Origin of the sequence: Curtobacterium sp. PhB128, from assembly GCF_004340725.1 — a bacterium.
Lineage (GTDB): Bacteria > Actinomycetota > Actinomycetes > Actinomycetales > Microbacteriaceae > Curtobacterium.
The window spans coordinates 44546-63248 of the sequence record NZ_SLUR01000012.1 but is presented as its reverse complement, the minus strand read 5'-3'; the positions used below and the strand labels follow the sequence as shown (position 1 = coordinate 63248).

The following is an 18703-nucleotide window of genomic DNA, read 5'->3' as shown; positions in this document are numbered from 1 at the left end:
AGCGTCGGCGGGCGGGCGGGCGCGTCAGCGGGCGAGGGCGTCGATCGCCGTGACCTCGTCCGCCGAGAGCTCGATGCGGGCACCGGCAGCGTTCGACCGGATGCGTTCCGGGTTCGACGACTTCGGGATGACGACGAAGCCGTGCGCGACGTGCCACGCGACGATGACCTGGGCGCTGTCGGCTTCGTGCGCGGTGGCGATGTCGAGCAGCGTCGGGTCCTGCAGGTTGCTCGCCTTGAAGGGGCTGTAGCCCTCGAGCACGACCCCGCGCTCGGCCAACCCGTCGGCGATCGTCTTGTCGTACTCGACCGGGCTCCACTTGATCTGGTTCACGGCCGGGGTCGTGCCGGTCGCGGTGACGAGCTCGTCGATCTGGTCGAGCGAGTAGTTGCTCACACCCACGGCTCGGGTCAGTCCGTCGGACTGTGCCTGGACGACCTGCTCCCACACGTCCGGGCGGGCCTCGCCGTTCGGCGGCCAGTGCACGAGCCAGAGGTCCAGGTGGTCGAGGCCGAGCTGGTCGAGGCTCTCCTCGATCGTCTCGCGCACCCGGTCGGCGTTGTCCGGCGGCAACTTCGTCGTCACGAACACGTCGTCGCGGGCGAGGCCGGACTCGGCGAGGGCCTTGCCGACACCGCGCTGGTTGCTGTAGCCGGTGGCGGTGTCGATGTGGCGGTACCCGGCCGCCAGTGCTTCGCCGACGGCGGCGGGGGCCTCGCCGTCGGGGATCTGCCAGGTGCCGAAGCCCAGGAGCGGCATCGACCCACCGGTGACGGACACGGACGGATTCGCGTAATCGGTCATGCGGACCTGTCTACGCCGTGGTCGCGCATCGGTTCAGAGCGTGGCGGTCCACGGCCATGTCCGAGGTCTCCGCCATGATCGTCGAGGCCACCCCGGCCGGCCCCACCGCATCACCGCACCACCGCACCGCTGCACCGCCGCACCACCAGGAGTTCCACGCACCCATGACGTCCCGCCGACGCCGCCGCACCCGCATCAGCCTCACCTCCGTCCTCGTCGTCCTGGCCCTCGCGGTCGGGGGCTACGCGCTCGACGCCACCGGCGTCCTCGGACCGGACGCCGACGCCGCAGCCGGGCCCACGGCGGTCGCCACGGCCACGGTCGGTACCGAGCGCGACGCACCGGAGCCGAGCCGGGCCTCCAGTCCGACAGATTCGACGGATGCGACGGATCCGACCGTCAGCACGTCGACCGACACCGACGCTGCGGACGCCCGCGCGCTCCTCGCCACGCTGCCCGTCAAGGGCAAGGCCGCCGGCACCGGGTACGACCGCACCGGCGACTTCGGCAGCGCGTGGATCGACGTCGACCACAACGGCTGCGACACCCGGAACGACGTGCTCGCGCGCGACCTCAGCGGCATCGTGCGGCAGGGGCCGTGCAAGGTGGTGACCGGCACGCTCGTCTCGCCGTACACCGGCGCGACGATCGACTTCGTGCGCGGCAACACGACCTCGACCCTCGTGCAGATCGACCACGTCGTCGCGCTCGAGAACGCCTGGCGCACCGGTGCCCAGCAGCTCAGCCAGTCGGAGCGGGAGGCCCTGGCGAACGACGCGGCGAACCTGTTCGCCGTCGACGGCCGGTCGAACTCGCAGAAGCGCTCGGGTGACGCCGCGACCTGGCTGCCCGCGAACAAGGCCTTCCGCTGCACCTACATCGAGCACCAGGTGTCCGTGAAGGCCGAGTACCGGCTGTGGGTCGTGCCCGCTGAGCGCGATGCGATGGAGCGCGTGCTCGACGCCTGCTGACGTCAGGCGGTCTGCCGCCGCTGCGTGTCGACCTGGAGGCCCGGCGCACCTCCGCCCCGCGTGGCAGGCTGCGGACATGGCTGAGCAACTCACGGTCCCGCAGGCGTTCGCGCTCCTCCAGGTCGAACCCGACGGCCGCAAGTCCCTCGACGGGCAGACGCTGGACACCGGTCTCGCGGGAGCGGTCCTCGCCGACCTCGCGCTCCGCGGTGCCGTCTCGCTGCAGAACGGCCTGGTCACCGTCGTCGACGGCGCCGCCACGGGCGACCCGGTGCTCGACGGTGTCGTCGGCTCGATCGCAGCGTCCGGCGCGCCCCGCAAGGCGAAGTGGTGGGTGAGTCGGCTCGGGAAGCAGCGGCTCCGCGACGACGTCTTCGCCGGACTCGTCGAGCGAGGGATCATCAGCGTCGAGCAGGGCAAGGTGCTCGGGCTCTTCCCCACCACGAAGCACCCGGAGCGCGACGGGGCGCCGGAGGCACTGCTGCGATCCGGCATCGCGGACGTCCTGGCTCGGCGGGCGACCCCGACACCGTTCTCCGCTGCGGTCATCGGGCTGCTCGACGCGACGAACACGCTCCGCAAGCAGTTCGGCGCCGTCGACAAGGGACTGGTGCAGGAGATCACCTCGGGCACCTGGGCGAGCCCCGCGGTGAAGGCCGTGCTCGAGGAGATCCAGGCCGCGGCGATGATCGTCATCATGGCGGCGACCACCGCGACGACGACCACGGTCATCACGAGCTGACGTCGCCACCACACCCTGCAAAACGACAGGTGTAGCCTAAAGAGAATTCATCGTCGAAGACCTCAGGAGGCCTCCCCATGCCCGAAACCAGCACCAGCACATCCCGCTTCGCCGACCGCGTCGTCCTCATCACCGGCGGCGGCTCCGGCCTCGGTCGCGCCACCGCCGTGCGCCTGGCCGCCGAGGGCGCTGCGCTCTCCCTCGTCGACGTCTCCGAGCAGGGACTCGATTCCTCGAAGGCCGCCGTGCTCGAGGCCACCCCCGACGCCCAGGTCCTGACCACCGTTGCCGACGTCTCCGACGAGGCCCAGGTCGACGCCTACGTCGCAGCCACCACCGAGCGCTTCGGCCGCATCGACGGCTTCTTCAACAACGCCGGCATCGAGGGCAAGCAGAACCCCACCGAGTCGTTCACCGCCGCCGAGTTCGACAAGGTCGTGTCGATCAACCTGCGCGGCGTGTTCCTCGGGCTCGAGAAGGTCCTCAAGGTCATGCGCGAGCAGGGCTCCGGCATGGTCGTGAACACCGCGAGCGTCGGCGGCATCCGCGGCATCGGCAACCAGTCCGGGTACGCCGCCGCCAAGCACGGCGTCGTCGGCCTGACCCGCAACTCCGCCGTCGAGTACGGCCGCTACGGCATCCGCATCAATGCCATCGCCCCCGGCGCCATCTGGACGCCCATGGTCGAGAACTCGATGAAGCAGCTCGACGCGGAGAACCCCCGCAAGGCCGCCGAGGAGTTCATCCAGGTCAACCCGACGAAGCGCTACGGCGAAGCCCCCGAGATCGCCGCCGTCGTCGCGTTCCTGCTGTCCGACGACGCGTCCTACGTCAACGCGACGGTCGTCCCGATCGACGGTGGGCAGTCGGCCGCGTACTGAGCCGCACCGGTCCGACGCCCGGCGCACCTCCTCGTGCGCCGGGTGACGACCTGGAGGCCCGGCTCGGCCCCGCCGTGTCCGTCCAGCGTGACAGCATGGTCGGCGTGAGCAACGACGAGACGAACGGATCCGCCTTCGGCCGAGGCGTCGACAAGGCCCCGCCCACCGCGGCCGCTGAACTCCGCCGCCGGATGGCCGCCTCGCCGGCGGGCTTCCTGCGCAGCGCGGCGTGGGTGCCGTGGAAGCCGGCGGGTACTCCGGAGGCCGGCAGCGTCGCGCACGTCATGATCCGTGACAAGCCGTTCGTGCCTGTCTTCACCGACCCGGACGAACTCGCCGCCGGCCTGCCCGACGCCGAGGGGCGTCCGATTCCGATGTCCGAGCTCGTGGCCGCGCTGCCCGAGGAGTTCGGCATCGTGGTCGACCCCACCAGTGCGGCCGAAGCGAACTTCCTGCACGCCGACGTCCTCGCCCAGATGCGGGTCCAGATGCAGGGTGGCGTCCCGACCAGCGACGGCTGACTCGAACGGTCGTACCAGTCGAGTACGCCGGGCAGGTCCGCCGCTGCTCTCAGCTGCTCGCGGTCAGAGCGGCACCGGCGATCGCCCACCAGTAGCCCAGCAGCGCTCCTGCCGGGACTGCAAGTACCGCGACCGCGACGGCGCGACGCATCAGCCGCTTCCGCCGCGCTGCCTGGCCGATCTCCCGCTCGAGCCGTTCGAATCGCTGGACGTGGCGAAGGGTGTCGTTCACCACGACAGCCTCGACGTGCCAGGTCCCGCGTTCCTCGGCCAGCATCGACAGGAACCGGACGGCTTCGTCGGAGTGGACTCGCGGCAGATCCCTGATCCAGGCGCCGATCTGACGGGGCTCGACCGTCACGACAGCCGGGGCCGTCTTCCCGAACTTCAGCGAAGCCGCTACGACGACCAGGACGGGCTGCACCGTGATCGGTCCGCCGGCCGCCGCGGACAACAGGCGAGTCGCTCGTTCGCCTTCGGCGAGAGCGCGGTGCACGTGCGGGGTGCGTTGCCCGTTGACCATCAGGGTTCGGCCACCCGCCCAGACCTTCTGCCCCGAATGGTTCTTGGTGTTGATCGAGAACACGCCGGTGGGTCCGACGACGACGTGGTCGATGTCCGTCGTGCTCTTCCCGACCGGTACCGCGTGCAGCACCGTGAACTCGGAGCCGAGCGCATCGAGCTGGGCAGCGACCTGCCGTTCTCCCACAGCGCCCTTGAACCACGAGCGGGCTTCGTCACGAAGCGGGTCGTGCCCCCAGAAGCGCTGCCAGCCGGTTCGCGCCGGCCCCTCGGCCTGGATGGCCAGGCACTCCTGCATGACCGCGTACCCGGGCTTCCGCGCTCGGAGCGTCAGCGCGGCCCCGCCCCTCGGAGTCGGGCGGTGGTCGGCGACAGCGGTGTTCTCCCCCATGTGTCCACCGTCCCAGGACGACAGGTGTCGGACCAGCCCTCGTTCTGGCGTCACAGCCGCGGCGGTGCGGCTCGGCGCTCTGGCACGCTGGCACGCTGACGGTTCTGGTTCACGATCGCCGGACTTCCTGAACCAGGACCGTCACTCGCCTGGCAGCACGCCGGGCTCCGCCACCGAGCGGCGGCGGAGCGGCCGGCGCGGCCGGCGCGGTCGTCAGCGAGCGGGCTGGACGAGCTCGATGAAGCGGGACAGCAGCGACAGGCCGGCGATCGAGGGCGGGAGCCCCGTGGTCAGCGCCGGCGAGTGCACGAGGTACGCCGCCCACTTCGCCCGCGAGAGCGCCACGTTCAGCCGGTTCGGCATGAGCAGGAAGTCGAGGCCGCGCGGGATGTCGGCTGCACTCGACGCTGCCAGGGACACGATCGACACGACGGCCTCGCGGCCCTGGAACAGGTCGACCGTGCCGACCTGGGTGCCGGTGAAGCCTGCACGGTCGAGCTCTTGACGGATCAAGGCACCCTGCGCGTTGTACGGGGCGACGACGATGACGTCCTCGTCGGTCAGGGCGCGAGCGTCCGAGCCGTCGGTCCAGGTCCGCCCGACGACATCGCCGACGAGGGCCACCACGCGGGCGGCTTCCTCCGGTGACGAGGTCGTGTTGCTCGCGTGCACGACCGGCACGGGGTGCACGCCCGCGTCGATGCCGTCGAGGTGCCGACCGGACACCATCGACGCGAGCTGCCCGTCGTAGGACAACGCCGATACGGACTCGGTGAGCGCCGGCTCCATCCGACGGGTGCGGGCCAGGAAGTAGCCGAACTCCGGCGGCAGGACGTGCTCGCCGTCCGCCAGCCACCCGAGCGCGGACTCGTCGACGGGCTCCGGGTGGGAGCCCTGCGAGACCTGCGGGAGCTGCTGCGGGTCCCCGAGCAGCAGGAGTCGGGTCGCGGCGAGCGAGGACGCGATGGTCGGTGCGAGCGAGAACTGTCCGGCCTCGTCGACGACGAGCAGGTCGAGGGAGCGGCGCTCGATCGTCGACGCGTTCGCGAACGTCCACGCGGTCCCGCCGACGACGCCGCCGGTGCCGGAGGCCTCGCACGAGGACAGGAACGCGGCGACGGCAGCACCGTTCTTCACGGGCGTCCACGCGGCGGCATCGAGTTCGTCCTCGGTCGCACCGGACTTCGGCACCTTCACGACGCGGTCCGCGGGCACGCCGGCGTTCACGACCGAGGACAGGAAGTTCTCCGACGTCGCGTGGGACTGCCCGACGACCCCGACCCGCCAGCCGTACTCGCGGACGAGCCGTGCGACGACGTTCGACCCGACGTAGGTCTTGCCCGTGCCGGGAGGCCCCTGGATCGCCAAGTACGAGTGGTCGAGGCCGAGCAGCGTCGCCACCACGGCGGACACCGTGTCGTCGCCCTGCACGGGCACGATCGCACCGCGCGGCGGCACCCGGCGCAGCAGGTCGACGGCCGGGTCCGCCACCATCGAGGGCAGCTCGTCGAGGACCTGCTGCCCCCACTCGGCGATCGCCTCGGGCTGCGGCTTCGCGCGGGGCGGTGCCGACGGTGCGAGCGCGACCGGGAACTCGTGGTGCGGCTCCGCTCCGACGGGCAGCCCCTCCTTCACGAGCACCTCGACGGCGTCGCCGTTGTCCCACACGTCCACGATCACGGCGCGGGATGACGCGCCCTTCGACCCGGGGCCCGGAGACACGACCGACGGCGGAAGCGGGTCGTCGTAGACGAGGTGGGGCGTGCCTCCAGGCCGGAGCCGCGAACCGGGCGCGAGCGTCCCCGACAACCGGAGTTCTCGCGACTGCGAGCGGGCACGCGGCAGCGTGTCCCAGTCCCGCTCGACGGACGCGCGCTCCACGACGAGGACGTCGCGGGTGTCGGCCCAGTCGTCGACCGGGTTGCGCAGGCGGTCGAAGTGGTCCTGCCAGAAGGTCTTCGCCTCGCGCCGGTGGTAGTCGATCGCGGCTGCGGCGAGCGCCAGCGCGGTCTCGTCGGGCGTGCGGTCGAGGGCGTCGACGTCCTCCAGGTGTGACGCGAGCGCGACGTACACCGGGTTCGGTTCGCGCTCGACGGGGATCGGCGGGACGTCGAGTTCGAGTGCCGGATCGACTGCGTCCGGGTCGTCGGTGCGCAGCGACCGGAGCCAATCGCGCAGGCGCAGGGTCGAGCGGCAGTCGTAGGCGTTGTAGTCGGCGACCTCGTCGAGCATGTGCTGGCCGGCGGAGGGGTCCCCGTTGCGGAGTTCCTCGATCGCGTCGACGTAGGCGGTGATGCTGTCGGCGGCGTTCGTGACGTCGCTTTCGCGCAGGTCGTCGCCCATGTAGAGCGGCTCGAGCTTCTTGATCGAGTAGCTGTGGCTGCCGACGACCAGGGCCTTGCGGACGATCGGGTACAGGTCGACCAGGACGCCAGCGCGCAGCAGGTCGTCGACGGCCTCTTCACCGACCCCGTGCCGGGCGGCGAGCGAGAGCAGGTGCGTCCGCTCGTAGGCGGCGTAGTGGTAGATGTGCATGCCCGGGTACTGCTGCCGCCGGGCCTCGATGAACGCGAGGAACTGCTCCAGCGCAACTCGCTCGTCGCGGATCGTGTGCGCCCAGAACGCGGTGAACTCCGCGCGGTCGTCGACCAGGCCGAACAGGTAGTCGAGGCCCCAGTGCACGCCGTCCTCGGTGTGCAGCGGGTCGCCTTCGAAGTCGAAGAAGACGTCGCCGGCGTCGGGGGCCGGGATCGCGTCGAGCGCGCGGGCATCGAGGACTTCGAAGCGCGGCTTCACAGGCTGGTCCGGCCCGTCGGCGCCGTTCCGTCGGGCGGTCTCCGTCTCGATCTGGAGGCTCGCCTGGCGCACCAGCCGATCCTGCGTCGCGCGGGACAAGCCCGGCACTGCCCGGGTGCGGACCGCCAGGTCGTCGATCGTCCGCACCTCGTGCTTGATGAGCTTCGCCCGCTGGTCGAGGCGCATGCCCGCGACGAGGACGAGGTCGCGGTGCTCGGCCACCTGGGTCGAGCAGACGGCACAGCGGCCGCAGCTCGAGTAGCGCGGGTCGCCCCACTGCAGTTCGGCGTCGGCAGTGATCCGCTCGGCGATCACCCGCTGCAGCTCGGCGCGCTGCGTGCGGTACACCGGCGCGATGTCGGCGAGGTCGTGCGTGGTCGTCGTCCGGTCGCCGAGCACCAGGTGCACCTGCGCCCCGGTGGGGATGCCGTGTGCCTGCATCTGCTCGGCGTAGGCGGCGAGCTGCAGCAGGGCGCTGATCTTGGCGTGGCGCGCGAGCTTGGTGTCGTAGACCTCGTACTCGCCCTGGTCGTTGCGGATGATGAAGTCCGCGAAGCCGATGAAGCCCGGGCTGCCCGCCGTGGGCGCCGCGTGGAACGTCGGCTGGTACAGGACGTCGGCGCCGTCGGCGAAGGCCTGTCGCGCTTCGGCTGCGGCGCGTGCGTAGTCCGGCGGGGCGGGGCGGTCGAACTCGACGACGTCGCGGGTCTGCTTGAGGATGTCGAGGTAGTCGAGCTCGTGCTGGTCCCCCAGCCGTGCGGTGCGCTCGAGCATGTCGTCGTGCGCCTCGGGCAGGGGTTCCCCGCGACCGAGCTTGACATCCAGTCGGCGCAGGAACGCCCACTCGCAGGCCGACCACGTGCTGAGGTCACTCGGGCTGAGCAGCACGTGCCCGTCGACGCCGATCTGCATGCGTTCCCCCGTCTCTCTGGTGCCCTGCGAGCCTAGGGCCGCCCGCCGACACCGGCGCCGCGCGCGGTCAGACGGCAGCGGCCGGCGTCAGCGCACCTCCGCGGAGTCCCAAAGGCGGCGCGCCAGCCGACCGGCCTCAAAGACGGCAGGCCAAGCGACCACGGCGAGCAGACAGCCGTCCGTGACGGCGCGCGTCAGCGGAACGAGCAGCAACGGCACCTGCGTCCAACTCGCGAGCATCCAGCAGCCCGCGGCGATCCCGATGATGCACCCGAGACGCCGCAGTGCCGTGGAACCGGCCCGACGGGCGATCACCACGCCGATGGCGAGCGCGAGGACCGGCCCGAGCATGTGCGCAACCGACACCGACCAGTACACGGCCATTGGTTCCACATCGACAGCCATGCGACCAACCACCTGAACAGCCAGGGCACCGAGCGTCCAACACACGAGCCGGTCTCCACGCCAGCTGAGCACGCCCCCGATCAGCAGCAGCACGATGCTCGCACCCGCCAACACGGCGGACGAGCTGGCCATCGGACTCTCGAAGAAGATGCGGGTGAAGTCATCGGCTGCCTGGATCGTCACTCCGAGAGCCCCGAGCGCCCCGGCGCTTCGTCCGATCGACACAACGCGCATCAGTCCTCCGCTCCGGACCGGAACAGGTCGTCGTGCCGTGACATGGCTGTTCGACACACCTGTTTCCACGCGGGGCCGCGCTCGGACAGCATCGATGGCCATCGCGCCTCGTCGTCTTCCGCACGGAGGAGCGCGAGATCACGCTGGTCCAACGACGCTCGCACGGCTTCGCCGACGCCAGAGAACGCCCGGTTGTAGTACGCACCGTCCGTCTCCGTCACCCGCTCACCGCGGATCGCACGGACGGCCTCGTCGAACGTGTACTGGGAGCAGTTGGTCAGGAACTCCTGCTGCGCCGTCGGGGCAGGGGCGGATGTCGACGACGACCGCACCTCGGGATCCTCGCGAGGCGGATCGACCTGGGAGATCAGATCGCGCGGTCCGACGACGAACCAGTTCACGCCGCGCCGAGCTCCGCGTCCGTCCACGAGAGCGTCAGCCCATGACGGGAGGATCTGGTCGACGGACCGGCTGCTGCCGTACACACGAACGGAGACCGTGTCGGCCGCGTCCACGCAGTCGTAGCCACGCATCGAGTCCCAGAACGTCAAGTCGTCCTGGTAGTCGTCCCGGTCCTCACAGGGGAGCCCCGCGATGAGCACATCGGCAAGACGCTGCTGCGAGACGGTCTCGATGATCCGGGCGCTTTCCGTCGCCGGGCGAACGGTTGTGGTGGTCCGGGGCGTTCGGGTCGTCGTCGAGTCGGGAGCACCGCACCCGGTCGCGGCGACCGCGACGGCGCAAGCGCCCACCCAGATGAGCGAGCGCCTGCGCCGACGTGTCGCGATCAGCCCCACTGCACGCCCGCGACGCCCGAAGCAGTCATTCCCCGGATCTGCTTCGATGCCGCAACGTTGCCCCAGTTGATGACCACGCCACGGCGACCGGTCCCGCATCCCGACGCGGTCCACGTCGTCTGCGCACGAGCGTTGAAGCCCTTGCTCCACACGCAGACCCCGACCCGGCCTCGGTCGCGGTACCAGCTGTACGTGACCTTCGTCTTCGTGCTCGACCCGATGATGCTGCACCCCGACACGGACGTGAGCATCTTCGGGATCGCCGCGAACGCGCGGTCATGGCACGGATTGGCCCGTCCGAGCGGGTCACCGTTCTCGTCGACTCGGACAGCGTTCGTGGAATCGAACGTCGGGTCGACGACGACTCCGGACGCTGCCAGCGAGGAATCGATGCCCGTCGCGGCCGCCGGACCAGCTGCGAGCAGCGGCGAGACGACAGCCACCACCGCGCCGACGACAAGTGTTTGCTTGATGGTGCGCTTCACTGCGCACCCCCCTTCTCAAATGGGTAGCCCCCTCGGCTACACAAAGAGGTATATCGTACTCAACGGTGATGTTTCAAACGCAGTCGAGCCTGGTCCTGAAGAACCGCGGGCCGTCGTACCCGTCGCGGGTCACGTGCGCCGTGAAGTCAGCGAGCGAGCGGACCCAGTGCCCCCGCTCGCCGTACAGCGCCTGGTAGACGACGACCGGTTCCTCGGTCTCGACGTCACGGGCGACGAGCAGCACCTCGTAGTCGTTCCCCTTGAAGTGGCGGTACCGGCCAGGAGTCACGTCGTCGCTCACACCCGCGATGCTAGGGCCGGGTGGCAGAGCGCTCCTACACTCGGGCCATGACCGAGCACGCTCGAACGGACCGCGGCCTCGACCGACTCGTCAACTTCTCGGACGCCACGGTCGCCATCGCGATCACGCTCCTGATCCTGCCGCTGGTCGACATCGCCAGTGACCTGCGCGACGGCGAGGGCGCGGGCGACCTCCTCCGGGAGCACTGGCCCGCCCTGCTCGAGTTCCTCATCACGTTCTGGTTGATCTCGCGGTTCTGGATCCTGCACCACCAGGTGTTCGAGCATGTCCGCTCCTACAACGCCCGGGTCATGCAGCTGAACTTCGTGTGGCTCATCAGCATCGTGTTCCTGCCCTTCGCCGCGAACCTGCTCAACAGCGGCGAGAACGACGACCGTGTGGCCCATGCGCTGTACCTCGGCAGCATGGTCGTGACGAGCCTGGCGCTCACCGGCATCGAACTCGTGCTCCGACGGAACCCCGAGTTGCTCTCCACGCCGCTGGGCGACTCGGCGCGGGGGCTCATCGCCGCCGGACTGCTGTCGCTCGCCCTGATCCTGTCGGTGGTGTTCCCGAGCATCGGCCTGCTCTGGGCCCTGCTCCTCGTGCTGCAGGGCACGGTCGCTCGGCTGCTCCGCCGCGTCTGAGCACGGCACGGTCAGCGCATGGGCCTGGGGGACGCGGAGACCGTACTGGCACGCAAGAACGCGAACTTCGTCATCGACGAAGCGGCAGCGAAGGCCGGCCTCGTCCGGTCGATCGCAGCACCCGGCCCGTTCGGCATGCGCCGCCACGAAGCCGCGGGAGGCCGACTCACCCTCACCCCCGCTGCCCTCTGGTTCCGAGCGCACCCGTTCAACTTCTTCCGGCCGACGTTCGGCATCCCGCTCGACTCCATCGCGGAGCTCCACGACACCTCACGCAACGTCTCGCGGCAGATGCAGGTCGTCCTGCAGGACGGGCAGCGCCTGACCTTCGTCGTCTGGGGCGTTCGGGCGTTCATCGAGCGGATCGAACAGGCCCGCGCCGCGCTCTGACGACACGCGAGCCCTCCCGCGTCTTGTCGCCGGTCCACCGCGTCCGGCGACCGCCGCGCGCCGCCATGTGCGTCGGTCCAGGTGATGGTCCCGGTCGCGGTCCCTTGAATGGTATGCCTAATCTAGGGGCCAGCGACCGGCCGGCCGGACCTCCGACCCCGACCCCCTCCACGATCGTCCGACCCCACCGAGACCGTCACGTTCGGTCACGTTCGCCCCTGGACGCACCAGAACGACGTACCGTCACGGCATGACCGTCATCGTGGCCGTCGCCGTCCTGGTGGGAGTCCTCGCACTCGCCACCGTGATCGGCCTGCTCCTGCGCACGAGGACGGGCCGAGCGGTCCCCCAGACCGGCCGCGCGCGCAACACGCCAGCCAGCCCCGACAGCAGGGTCGCCGACATCGCTCCCCCGACCGCCTTCGGCACCCGCGCCACCCTCGTCCAGTTCTCCACGCCGACCTGCGCCCGCTGCCCGGCGACGGCCCGCCAGCTCGACAGCCTCGCAGCGCAGCACCCCGGCGTGACCCGGCTCGAGATCGACCTCGCCGAGCACCCGCACCTCGCCACGCGCTTCAACGTCCTGCAGACCCCCACGGTCCTGCTCGTCGACGGCTCCCACGCCGTCCGCACCCGCTTCGGAGGGCCACCCCGCCCACCGGAGCTCGCCGCAGCCCTCGACACCGTCCTCACCGGCCCACAGGAGTCCCGATGACCACCGCCCCCGACAAAGCAGGCATCGACCCCCGCTCCCCACGCTTCGGCGCCGCGATCACCACGGTCCTGCTCGCCCTGACGATCGTCCTGACGCTGATCCCCGCAACGTGGGTCGTCGGCATCGTGCTGCTCGCGGTCATCGTGGTGCTCTTCGCGATCGGCGGCATCGCCGGCATCCGCCGCCACCCGTACGGCGCGCTCTTCCGTCGCTTCGTCCGGCCGAGGCTCGCCCCGCCCGCCGAGCTCGAGGCGCCCGAACCGCCGACCTTCGCCCAGCAGGTCGGCCTGTTCGTCACCGCCGTGGCGCTGCTCCTCGCCCTGCTCGGCGTGCCGTACGCAGCCCCCATCGGCGCCGCGGTCGCCCTGATCGCCGCGTTCCTCAACGCCGTGTTCGACGTCTGCATCGGCTGCTTGCTCTACGTGTGGTTGGTCCGTGCGGGCGTGTTCCGTCCGCGACGCGGCATCGCCTGACGGCGGTCGACCGGGAGGCCCGGCTCACCTCCGCCCCGCCACCCGCGCTGCCGATGTGGTCGCCTCCAGAGCGGTGGGCCGGCCCCACGAGAACGACCAGCCCGACGGCGGAGGCTCCCCCCACGGCAGCCTCCGACGCCGGTCCGGTCAGACGGCGAGCGCCTGCTCACTGAGCGCGACGAGGTCGTCGGCGCGCAGGTTCGGCCAGCCGTGCAGTAGCTCCCGCCACTGAGCCGGCAACGACGACGCCCCGTACAGCGCACCTGCGAGCCCGCCGGCGATCGCAGCAACCGTGTCGGTGTCGTTGCCGGTGCGGACTGCGCGGACCAGGGCGTCCTCGAGCGAGGAACTCCGGCGCACCGCGGCGTAGGCGGCCTGCAGCGCGGACACCACCCACCCGTTCGACTCCGTGAAGTCCACCGGCTGTGAGTGCTCGGCCGTGACGATCCGGTCCACCCACACTCGGCGCCGGTCGAGGTCGAGCAGGTCGACGCCACGCAGGACGTCGAGCTCGCCGGTCAGCACCGCGTGCCGGATCGCCACGCACCAGAGCACGCACGCGTCCCCCGCGTCGGACTCGTAGTGCGTCAGGTCGCTGATCGCGCGAGCCGCCGCTGCGAGCCGTTCCTCTTCGCCGACGTCACCGCGCAGGTAGGCGAGCACCAACGGTGCGGTCCGCATGAGCGACCCGTTGCCGGCGGAGCGGCCCTTGAACTCGTGCTCCTGGCGGGCCGCAGCCCGCGCGACGGAGGCGATCCGTGCCTCCAGACCGGTCAACACGTTGCGCGTCTGGATGCCGACGTCGGGCGCGTTGACCGACCACGCTGCCCAGGCGGCCACCAGGCCGTCGAGGGCTGGCTCCGACGCTGGGTCGCCGCCGCGGGCGACCGTGCGGAGGATCGGAACGGCCATGCTCGTGTCGTCAGTCCACTCCCCCGGCGCCCAGCCGAAGGAGCCGCCGCCGGTCATCGTGATCGGGGTCGGCTCGGGCACTGCCGGTCGGAACTCGTGCCCGGCGCCGAGGGCGTCGCCGGCGGCGGAACCGAGGACGGCACCGACTGCTCGGTCGTGGATCTGCGGGGTGGTCATGTGGACCTCCGGATCGGGTTTACGCGGGATTGCGTAAAACCGATCCTGCACCACTCGCCACATTTGCGCAAGTGTGCGTAAACTCACGAACATGACCGACGAGTACCGCGACGCGAGCGGCCGACGCCTGACGGACTACCCGCGACCCTCCGTCGCCGTGGACACCGCGGTGCTGACCGTCCCCGCGGGCGGACCACTGTCCGTCGTGCAGGTCCGCGATGCCACCGAGGGCGACTGGCGACTCCCGGGGACGTTCGTGCACGAGGGTGAGCGGCTGGCTTCGGCCGTCTTGCGGTCGCTCTCCACGAAGGCGGGCGTGACGGGGCTCGCGCCGGAGCAGCTGCACGTGTTCGACGATCCGGCGCGGGACGACCGTGGGTGGGTGCTGTCGGTGGCGCACCTCGACGTGGTGCCGGCTCGTGCTCTGGACCTGGACGAGCCCCGGGCGCGACTCACGCCAGTGATCGAGGCGCGCGGGATGGTGCACGGGCACGACGACATCCTCGAGTTCGCGGTCGTTCGACTCCGGTCCGTCTACAGCGTTGCCCCGGATCCGCACGGGCTGCTCGACGAACCGTTCACGATGTCGGAGTTGCGGCAGCTGCACGAGGCGGTCCTCGGCGAGCGCCTCCTGCCGGACTCGTTCCGGCGAGCGATGCTGCCGAAGCTGGTCGCAACGGACACGAAGCGCGCGGACGGGCCGGGGAAGCCGGCGACGCGGTACCGGCGGGGGTGACGGAGCCGGTCACTCGCCGGACGCACGACCGCCCGGGTTCGCGTCCGCCGCTCGTCGAGTGAGCAGAAAACGTCGAGTCCGCGGCGGCGACTCGACGTTTTCTGCTCACTGAACGCGCGAGCACCGCCACGCAACCAACCCACCACCCGTAACACGCAATTTACTTTCACCTCTGGCGCTCGGTCACGAAAGACGCTTTCATAGCGGGATGACGATCACCGAGCGAGCCGACCGGGTCGAGCGCGCCGACGCCTTCGCCCTCGTCCGCACCCAGTCGGCCACGATGCCGTCGAGTATGCGCGCCATCGCCGACGCCGTGCTCGAGGACCCGGCAGCCGCAGCCACCACGAACGCCGCCGAGCTTGCCGGCCGCGCGGGCGTCTCCCCCGCCACCGTCTCCCGCTTCGCCCAGCACCTGGGCTTCGCGAACTTCGCCGGCCTGCAGCGCAGCATGACCCGGGCCGTCGAACGGGGCATCCACGAGCGCGAGCACACCGAGATCCACGCCGGGGTCGCCGTCGACGACGATGTCGCCACCGTCATCGCGAAGGTCACCGAGGACGTCCGCGCCGTGATGGCCGACACCCGCGCCGCGCTCGACCCGCACGCCCTCGAAGCCGCGGCCGCAGCGGTGAGCGAAGCCCGCCGCGTCGTCCTGTACGGCGTCGGTGCGAGCGGCATCGTCGCGCGGGACCTGCACCTCAAGCTCGAACGCATCGGCATCGTGAGCTCGATCGCCGACGACCCGCACAACGCCCTGACCCTCGCGAGCGTCATCGGTGAGCACGACGTCCTGGTGCTCGTCAGCCACTCGGGCTCCACCACCGAGACGCTCGAGGTCGCCCACGCCGCTGCAGCCCAGCGGTCGACGATCGTCGCCATCACCGGCCACGCCAACGCCCCGCTCGCCACCGCGGCCCACCACGTCCTGCTCGGGGTCGCCGGTGCCGAGAGCGCCCTCCGCCCCGCCGCGATGGGCAGCCGCATGAGCCAACTCGCCATCGTCGACGCCCTCTTCATCGTCGTCGCGCAGCGCACCGACGAGCGGTCCCAGCCGCTCCTCGCCCGCAGCCGCGACGCCGTCCGCACCCACCACCGGAACTGAGCACCACCATGACCACGAAGCACGACAGCCACGACGCCCTCCGCGACGAACTTGCCGCCCTCACGACCGAGGCGACCGACCACTCCCTGGACGACATCGACACGATCTCCACGCTGGAAGCTGCCCAGCGCATGAACGCCGGCGACCGCAGCGTGCCTGCCGCACTGGAGCCGTGCCTCCCGGCCATCGCCCTGGCGGCAGACTCGATCGCCGCAGCCTTCGCGCGCGGCGGCAGACTCGTCTACGTCGGTGCTGGTACGCCGGGCCGGCTCGGCGTCCTCGACGCCAGCGAGTGCCCGCCCACCTTCGGCACCGACCCGTCACAGGTGGTGGGGCTCATCGCCGGCGGCGACGTCGCCCTGACCACCGCCGTCGAGGGCGCGGAGGACGACGAAGCAGCGGCCGTCCGCGACCTCGACGCGCTCGGCCTGACGGCCGACGACGTGGTCGTCGGGATCAGCGCGTCCGGCAGGACGCCCTACGTGATCGCAGCCATCCTGGAGGCCCGGCGCCGCTCCGCCCTGTCGGTCTCCGTCGCGTGCAACCCCGACTCGGCCGCGGGGCGGGAGGCGGACATCGCCATCGACGTCGTCGTCGGCCCCGAGTTCATCGCCGGCTCGACCCGCCTGAAGGCGGGCACCGCGCAGAAGCTCGTCCTGAACATGCTCACCACGCTCGCGATGGTGCGCAGCCACAAGACGTACGGCAACCGCATGGTCGACGTGCGCGCCACGAACGCGAAGCTCGTCGCGCGGGCGTTCTCGCTCGTGCAGGACGTCACCGGCGCTGCCTCTGCCGAGGTCCAGGCGGCGCTCGATGCCTCGGACGGCGAGGTGAAGACGGCCATCGCCATGATCCTCACCGGCGCCTCGGCTGCTTCGGCCCGTGAGCGCCTCGTCGCTGCTTCCGGTTCCTTGCGCGCAGTCATCTCCTGACCCGTTCTCCCTTCCTTTCTTCCGTTTCCTTTCCCCCGAGGAGCACAGCAATGCCCGATGCACAGCAACTCGCCCAGCAGATCCTCGACTCCGTCGGTGGTTCCGCGAACATCGCCGACGTCGAGAACTGCATGACCCGCCTGCGGGTCGAGGTTTCGTCTCCCGCGTCGGTCGACCTGCCGGCGCTCCAGGCCACCGACGGCGTCATGGCCGCCATCGCGGCCGGCTCGAACCTGCAGATCGTGCTCGGCCCGGGTCTCGTCGACCGCGTGGCCGTCGACCTGGAGGCCCTGCGCGCGGCCGCCCCGGCGGCTGCGGCTGGTGGGTCCTCACCTGAAGAACTCGCGGCTCGCGGCGCGGAGATCAAGGCGTCTGCGCGGGCTCGTTCCGACGGCCGCACCATGCGCGCGATCCGGAAGATCTCCGCGATCTTCATCCCGCTCATCCCCGCGCTGATCGCCTGCGGGCTCATCGCCGGGATCAACGGCATCCTGACGAACCTCGGATGGCTGCCCGGCGTCACGCCTTTCCTAGGCGTGCTCTCGTCCGGCTTCTTGTCGCTGCTCGCCGTCTTCGTCGGCATGAACGCCGCGAAGGAGTTCGGAGGCACGCCGATCCTCGGCGGCGCGGTCGGCGGCATCATCGTCGCGGCCGGCGTCGCGAACGTGACCGTGTTCGGCGAGACCCTGGCTCCCGGGCAGGGCGGTGTGCTCGGTGCGCTGGCCGGTGGCATCCTCGCCGCCTACGTCGAGCGGTTCATGCGGCGCGTGACTCCCGACGTCATCGCGCTCATCGTCGTCCCGACCGTGACCGTGCTCGTCGCCGGATCCATCACGCTCGGTGTGCTCATGTCCGTCGCCGGTGTCGTCTCGGTGGCGATCGGGACCGCTGCCACGTGGCTGCTCGCGAACGGCGGGGCCTTCGCCGGTTTCGTGCTCGGAGGCCTGTTCCTGCCGCTCGTCATGACCGGGATGCACCAGGGGCTCATCCCGATCCACACCACCCTGATCGACCAGACCGGGTGGACCGTGCTGCTGCCCGTCCTCGCGATGGGTGGTGCCGGGCAGATCGGTGCCTGCATCGCGCTGTGGGTTCGGTTCCGCTCGAACGCTTCGCTGGTCCGGACCATCCGGGGCGCGCTTCCGGCCGGGTTCCTCGGTGTCGGTGAGCCCCTGATCTACGGTGTGACGCTGCCCCTCGGTCGGCCGTTCATCACCGCGTGCATCGGTGGGGCGTTCGGCGGAGGAGTCGTCGGGCTGTTCGACCAGCTCGGGCACTCCGTCGGGGCGATCGCCATCGGGGCCTCGGACCTGTCGCTCATCCCCCTGCTCAACGGGTCGTCCGGGTACGGGTGGGCGCTGCTCGGGTACGGGTCGGGGCTCGTGGTGGCGTACGTCGTCGGGTTCGTGGCGACGCTGCTGTTCGGGGTTTCCGCGTCGGTGCGGGCTGACCTCGAGGCACAGTCGTCAGCGCCGTCCGACGACCCTTTAGCTCCGGATTCGCCGCTCGATGTGCCGGTCTCGCCCGCTGGCTCCGTGGGAGCTGCGCGCTGATGCGGTTGGGCGCGAGCGCGTACCTGGCGCATGGTCCGCTGAATGGTCCGACCTTCGAGGCCGCCGCGGCCGCGGATGCGACGCTCGCGTTCAACTCGTTGCACATCCCGGAGGACTCCCCTTCGAGCGGTGGCCTGAGCGGCCACCGTTGTGACCGCCATCGACAGCGGTCCGATCAACACGAATGCGGGTACCCACCAGTAGAGCCGCGTTGACGCGACCGCGCCGATGAAACTCGTCCCTAGAAGTGTCGTTCCGAGGGCTGCTGTCAGCCCGCCAGACCACCAGGCCGCATCAA

19 protein-coding genes are annotated in these 18703 nt (G+C 70.8%); 12 read left to right on the top strand and 7 right to left on the bottom strand.

Annotated features, from left to right (window positions below; translation table 11 throughout):
- Window positions 1–24: 24 nt before the first annotated feature.
- On the bottom strand, window positions 25–804 hold the full coding sequence (locus tag EDF23_RS17230; protein ID WP_207895538.1) for an aldo/keto reductase: 780 nt from the start codon (window positions 802–804) through the stop codon (window positions 25–27).
- 56 nt (window positions 805–860) lie between these two features.
- Between EDF23_RS17230 and EDF23_RS17225 the strand changes: the two genes are divergently transcribed.
- The 4 genes from EDF23_RS17225 (at window position 861) to EDF23_RS17210 (ending at window position 3919) form a co-directional block, all read left to right on the top strand.
- Entirely contained in the window at window positions 861–1775 is a 915-nt protein-coding gene (locus EDF23_RS17225) for an HNH endonuclease family protein (RefSeq protein WP_243648971.1), read from the top strand.
- Between the two features lie 76 nt (window positions 1776–1851).
- Window positions 1852–2517, top strand: a complete 666-nt coding sequence (locus EDF23_RS17220) for a GPP34 family phosphoprotein (protein ID WP_165901182.1) — start codon at window positions 1852–1854, stop codon at window positions 2515–2517.
- 77 nt (window positions 2518–2594) lie between these two features.
- Window positions 2595–3398 (top strand): SDR family oxidoreductase, encoded by an 804-nt coding sequence (locus tag EDF23_RS17215; protein ID WP_131922562.1) that lies wholly within the window; start codon window positions 2595–2597, stop codon window positions 3396–3398.
- A gap of 104 nt (window positions 3399–3502) precedes the next feature.
- Window positions 3503–3919, top strand: coding sequence for an SseB family protein (locus EDF23_RS17210; RefSeq protein WP_165901181.1), 417 nt, complete (start codon window positions 3503–3505; stop codon window positions 3917–3919).
- A 49-nt stretch (window positions 3920–3968) separates the two neighbouring features.
- Here EDF23_RS17210 and EDF23_RS17205 read toward each other — a convergent pair whose 3' ends face one another.
- The 5 genes from EDF23_RS17205 to EDF23_RS17185 all read right to left on the bottom strand — a co-directional run bounded on the left by EDF23_RS17205 (window position 3969) and on the right by EDF23_RS17185 (window position 10762).
- Complete coding sequence (locus EDF23_RS17205; RefSeq protein ID WP_131922560.1) at window positions 3969–4832, bottom strand: nuclease-related domain-containing protein; 864 nt, start codon at window positions 4830–4832, stop codon at window positions 3969–3971.
- Between the two features lie 213 nt (window positions 4833–5045).
- Complete coding sequence (locus tag EDF23_RS17200; RefSeq protein WP_131922559.1) at window positions 5046–8540, bottom strand: TM0106 family RecB-like putative nuclease; 3495 nt, start codon at window positions 8538–8540, stop codon at window positions 5046–5048.
- Between the two features lie 87 nt (window positions 8541–8627).
- Window positions 8628–9128, bottom strand: coding sequence for a hypothetical protein (locus tag EDF23_RS17195; RefSeq protein ID WP_131922558.1), 501 nt, complete (start codon window positions 9126–9128; stop codon window positions 8628–8630).
- A gap of 50 nt (window positions 9129–9178) precedes the next feature.
- Window positions 9179–10090 carry a hypothetical protein gene (locus EDF23_RS17190; RefSeq protein ID WP_131922557.1) on the bottom strand — a complete coding sequence of 304 codons (912 nt, stop codon included), beginning with the start codon at window positions 10088–10090 and terminating at the stop codon, window positions 9179–9181.
- 444 nt (window positions 10091–10534) lie between these two features.
- Window positions 10535–10762: a DUF1653 domain-containing protein gene (locus EDF23_RS17185; protein ID WP_165901180.1), complete on the bottom strand. Its 228-nt coding sequence runs from the start codon at window positions 10760–10762 to the stop codon at window positions 10535–10537.
- A 47-nt stretch (window positions 10763–10809) separates the two neighbouring features.
- Between EDF23_RS17185 and EDF23_RS17180 the strand changes: the two genes are divergently transcribed.
- From EDF23_RS17180 to EDF23_RS17165, 4 genes are all read left to right on the top strand, one after another.
- Entirely contained in the window at window positions 10810–11409 is a 600-nt protein-coding gene (locus tag EDF23_RS17180) for a TMEM175 family protein (protein ID WP_131879072.1), read from the top strand.
- Window positions 11410–11427: 18 nt separating this feature from the next.
- The gene (locus tag EDF23_RS17175; protein ID WP_131922556.1) at window positions 11428–11799 is read left to right on the top strand and encodes a hypothetical protein; all 372 of its coding nucleotides are present in this window, start codon (window positions 11428–11430) and stop codon (window positions 11797–11799) included.
- Window positions 11800–12049: 250 nt separating this feature from the next.
- Window positions 12050–12514, top strand: a complete 465-nt coding sequence (locus EDF23_RS17170; protein ID WP_131922555.1) for a thioredoxin family protein — start codon at window positions 12050–12052, stop codon at window positions 12512–12514.
- Window positions 12511–12987: a DUF4395 domain-containing protein gene (locus EDF23_RS17165; protein WP_131922554.1), complete on the top strand. Its 477-nt coding sequence runs from the start codon at window positions 12511–12513 to the stop codon at window positions 12985–12987. The genes EDF23_RS17170 and EDF23_RS17165 overlap by 4 nt, the downstream gene beginning before the upstream one ends.
- Before the next feature lie 147 nt (window positions 12988–13134).
- On the opposite strand, the gene EDF23_RS17160 is transcribed toward EDF23_RS17165, so the two are convergent.
- Complete coding sequence (locus EDF23_RS17160; RefSeq protein ID WP_165901179.1) at window positions 13135–14076, bottom strand: ADP-ribosylglycohydrolase family protein; 942 nt, start codon at window positions 14074–14076, stop codon at window positions 13135–13137.
- A 91-nt stretch (window positions 14077–14167) separates the two neighbouring features.
- Here EDF23_RS17160 and EDF23_RS17155 point away from each other — a divergent pair, with 91 nt between their 5' ends.
- The 4 genes from EDF23_RS17155 to EDF23_RS17140 all read left to right on the top strand — a co-directional run bounded on the left by EDF23_RS17155 (window position 14168) and on the right by EDF23_RS17140 (window position 18405).
- Complete coding sequence (locus EDF23_RS17155; protein ID WP_131922552.1) at window positions 14168–14812, top strand: NUDIX domain-containing protein; 645 nt, start codon at window positions 14168–14170, stop codon at window positions 14810–14812.
- 208 nt (window positions 14813–15020) lie between these two features.
- Window positions 15021–15917 (top strand): MurR/RpiR family transcriptional regulator, encoded by an 897-nt coding sequence (locus EDF23_RS17150; protein ID WP_131922551.1) that lies wholly within the window; start codon window positions 15021–15023, stop codon window positions 15915–15917.
- A gap of 8 nt (window positions 15918–15925) precedes the next feature.
- Window positions 15926–16852: an N-acetylmuramic acid 6-phosphate etherase gene (gene murQ, locus EDF23_RS17145; RefSeq protein WP_131922550.1), complete on the top strand. Its 927-nt coding sequence runs from the start codon at window positions 15926–15928 to the stop codon at window positions 16850–16852.
- Between the two features lie 50 nt (window positions 16853–16902).
- On the top strand, window positions 16903–18405 hold the full coding sequence (locus tag EDF23_RS17140; protein WP_131922549.1) for a PTS transporter subunit EIIC: 1503 nt from the start codon (window positions 16903–16905) through the stop codon (window positions 18403–18405).
- Window positions 18406–18703 lie beyond the last annotated feature (298 nt).

Bases quoted from the DNA above. Each gene is read 5' to 3' on its own strand.
- EDF23_RS17175 (WP_131922556.1), top strand. From the start codon at position 11,428: ATGGGCCTGGGGGACGCGGAGACCGTACTGGCACGCAAGAACGCGAAC.
- EDF23_RS17225 (WP_243648971.1), top strand. From the start codon at position 861: ATGTCCGAGGTCTCCGCCATGATCGTCGAGGCCACCCCGGCCGGCCCC.
- EDF23_RS17200 (WP_131922559.1), bottom strand. From the start codon at position 8,540: ATGCAGATCGGCGTCGACGGGCACGTGCTGCTCAGCCCGAGTGACCTC.
- EDF23_RS17180 (WP_131879072.1), top strand. From the start codon at position 10,810: ATGACCGAGCACGCTCGAACGGACCGCGGCCTCGACCGACTCGTCAAC.
- EDF23_RS17220 (WP_165901182.1), top strand. From the start codon at position 1,852: ATGGCTGAGCAACTCACGGTCCCGCAGGCGTTCGCGCTCCTCCAGGTC.
- EDF23_RS17170 (WP_131922555.1), top strand. From the start codon at position 12,050: ATGACCGTCATCGTGGCCGTCGCCGTCCTGGTGGGAGTCCTCGCACTC.
- EDF23_RS17205 (WP_131922560.1), bottom strand. From the start codon at position 4,832: ATGGGGGAGAACACCGCTGTCGCCGACCACCGCCCGACTCCGAGGGGC.
- EDF23_RS17215 (WP_131922562.1), top strand. From the start codon at position 2,595: ATGCCCGAAACCAGCACCAGCACATCCCGCTTCGCCGACCGCGTCGTC.
- EDF23_RS17230 (WP_207895538.1), bottom strand. From the start codon at position 804: ATGACCGATTACGCGAATCCGTCCGTGTCCGTCACCGGTGGGTCGATG.
- EDF23_RS17165 (WP_131922554.1), top strand. From the start codon at position 12,511: ATGACCACCGCCCCCGACAAAGCAGGCATCGACCCCCGCTCCCCACGC.
- murQ (WP_131922550.1), top strand. From the start codon at position 15,926: ATGACCACGAAGCACGACAGCCACGACGCCCTCCGCGACGAACTTGCC.
- EDF23_RS17155 (WP_131922552.1), top strand. From the start codon at position 14,168: ATGACCGACGAGTACCGCGACGCGAGCGGCCGACGCCTGACGGACTAC.
- EDF23_RS17150 (WP_131922551.1), top strand. From the start codon at position 15,021: ATGACGATCACCGAGCGAGCCGACCGGGTCGAGCGCGCCGACGCCTTC.
- EDF23_RS17160 (WP_165901179.1), bottom strand. From the start codon at position 14,076: ATGACCACCCCGCAGATCCACGACCGAGCAGTCGGTGCCGTCCTCGGT.
- EDF23_RS17140 (WP_131922549.1), top strand. From the start codon at position 16,903: ATGCCCGATGCACAGCAACTCGCCCAGCAGATCCTCGACTCCGTCGGT.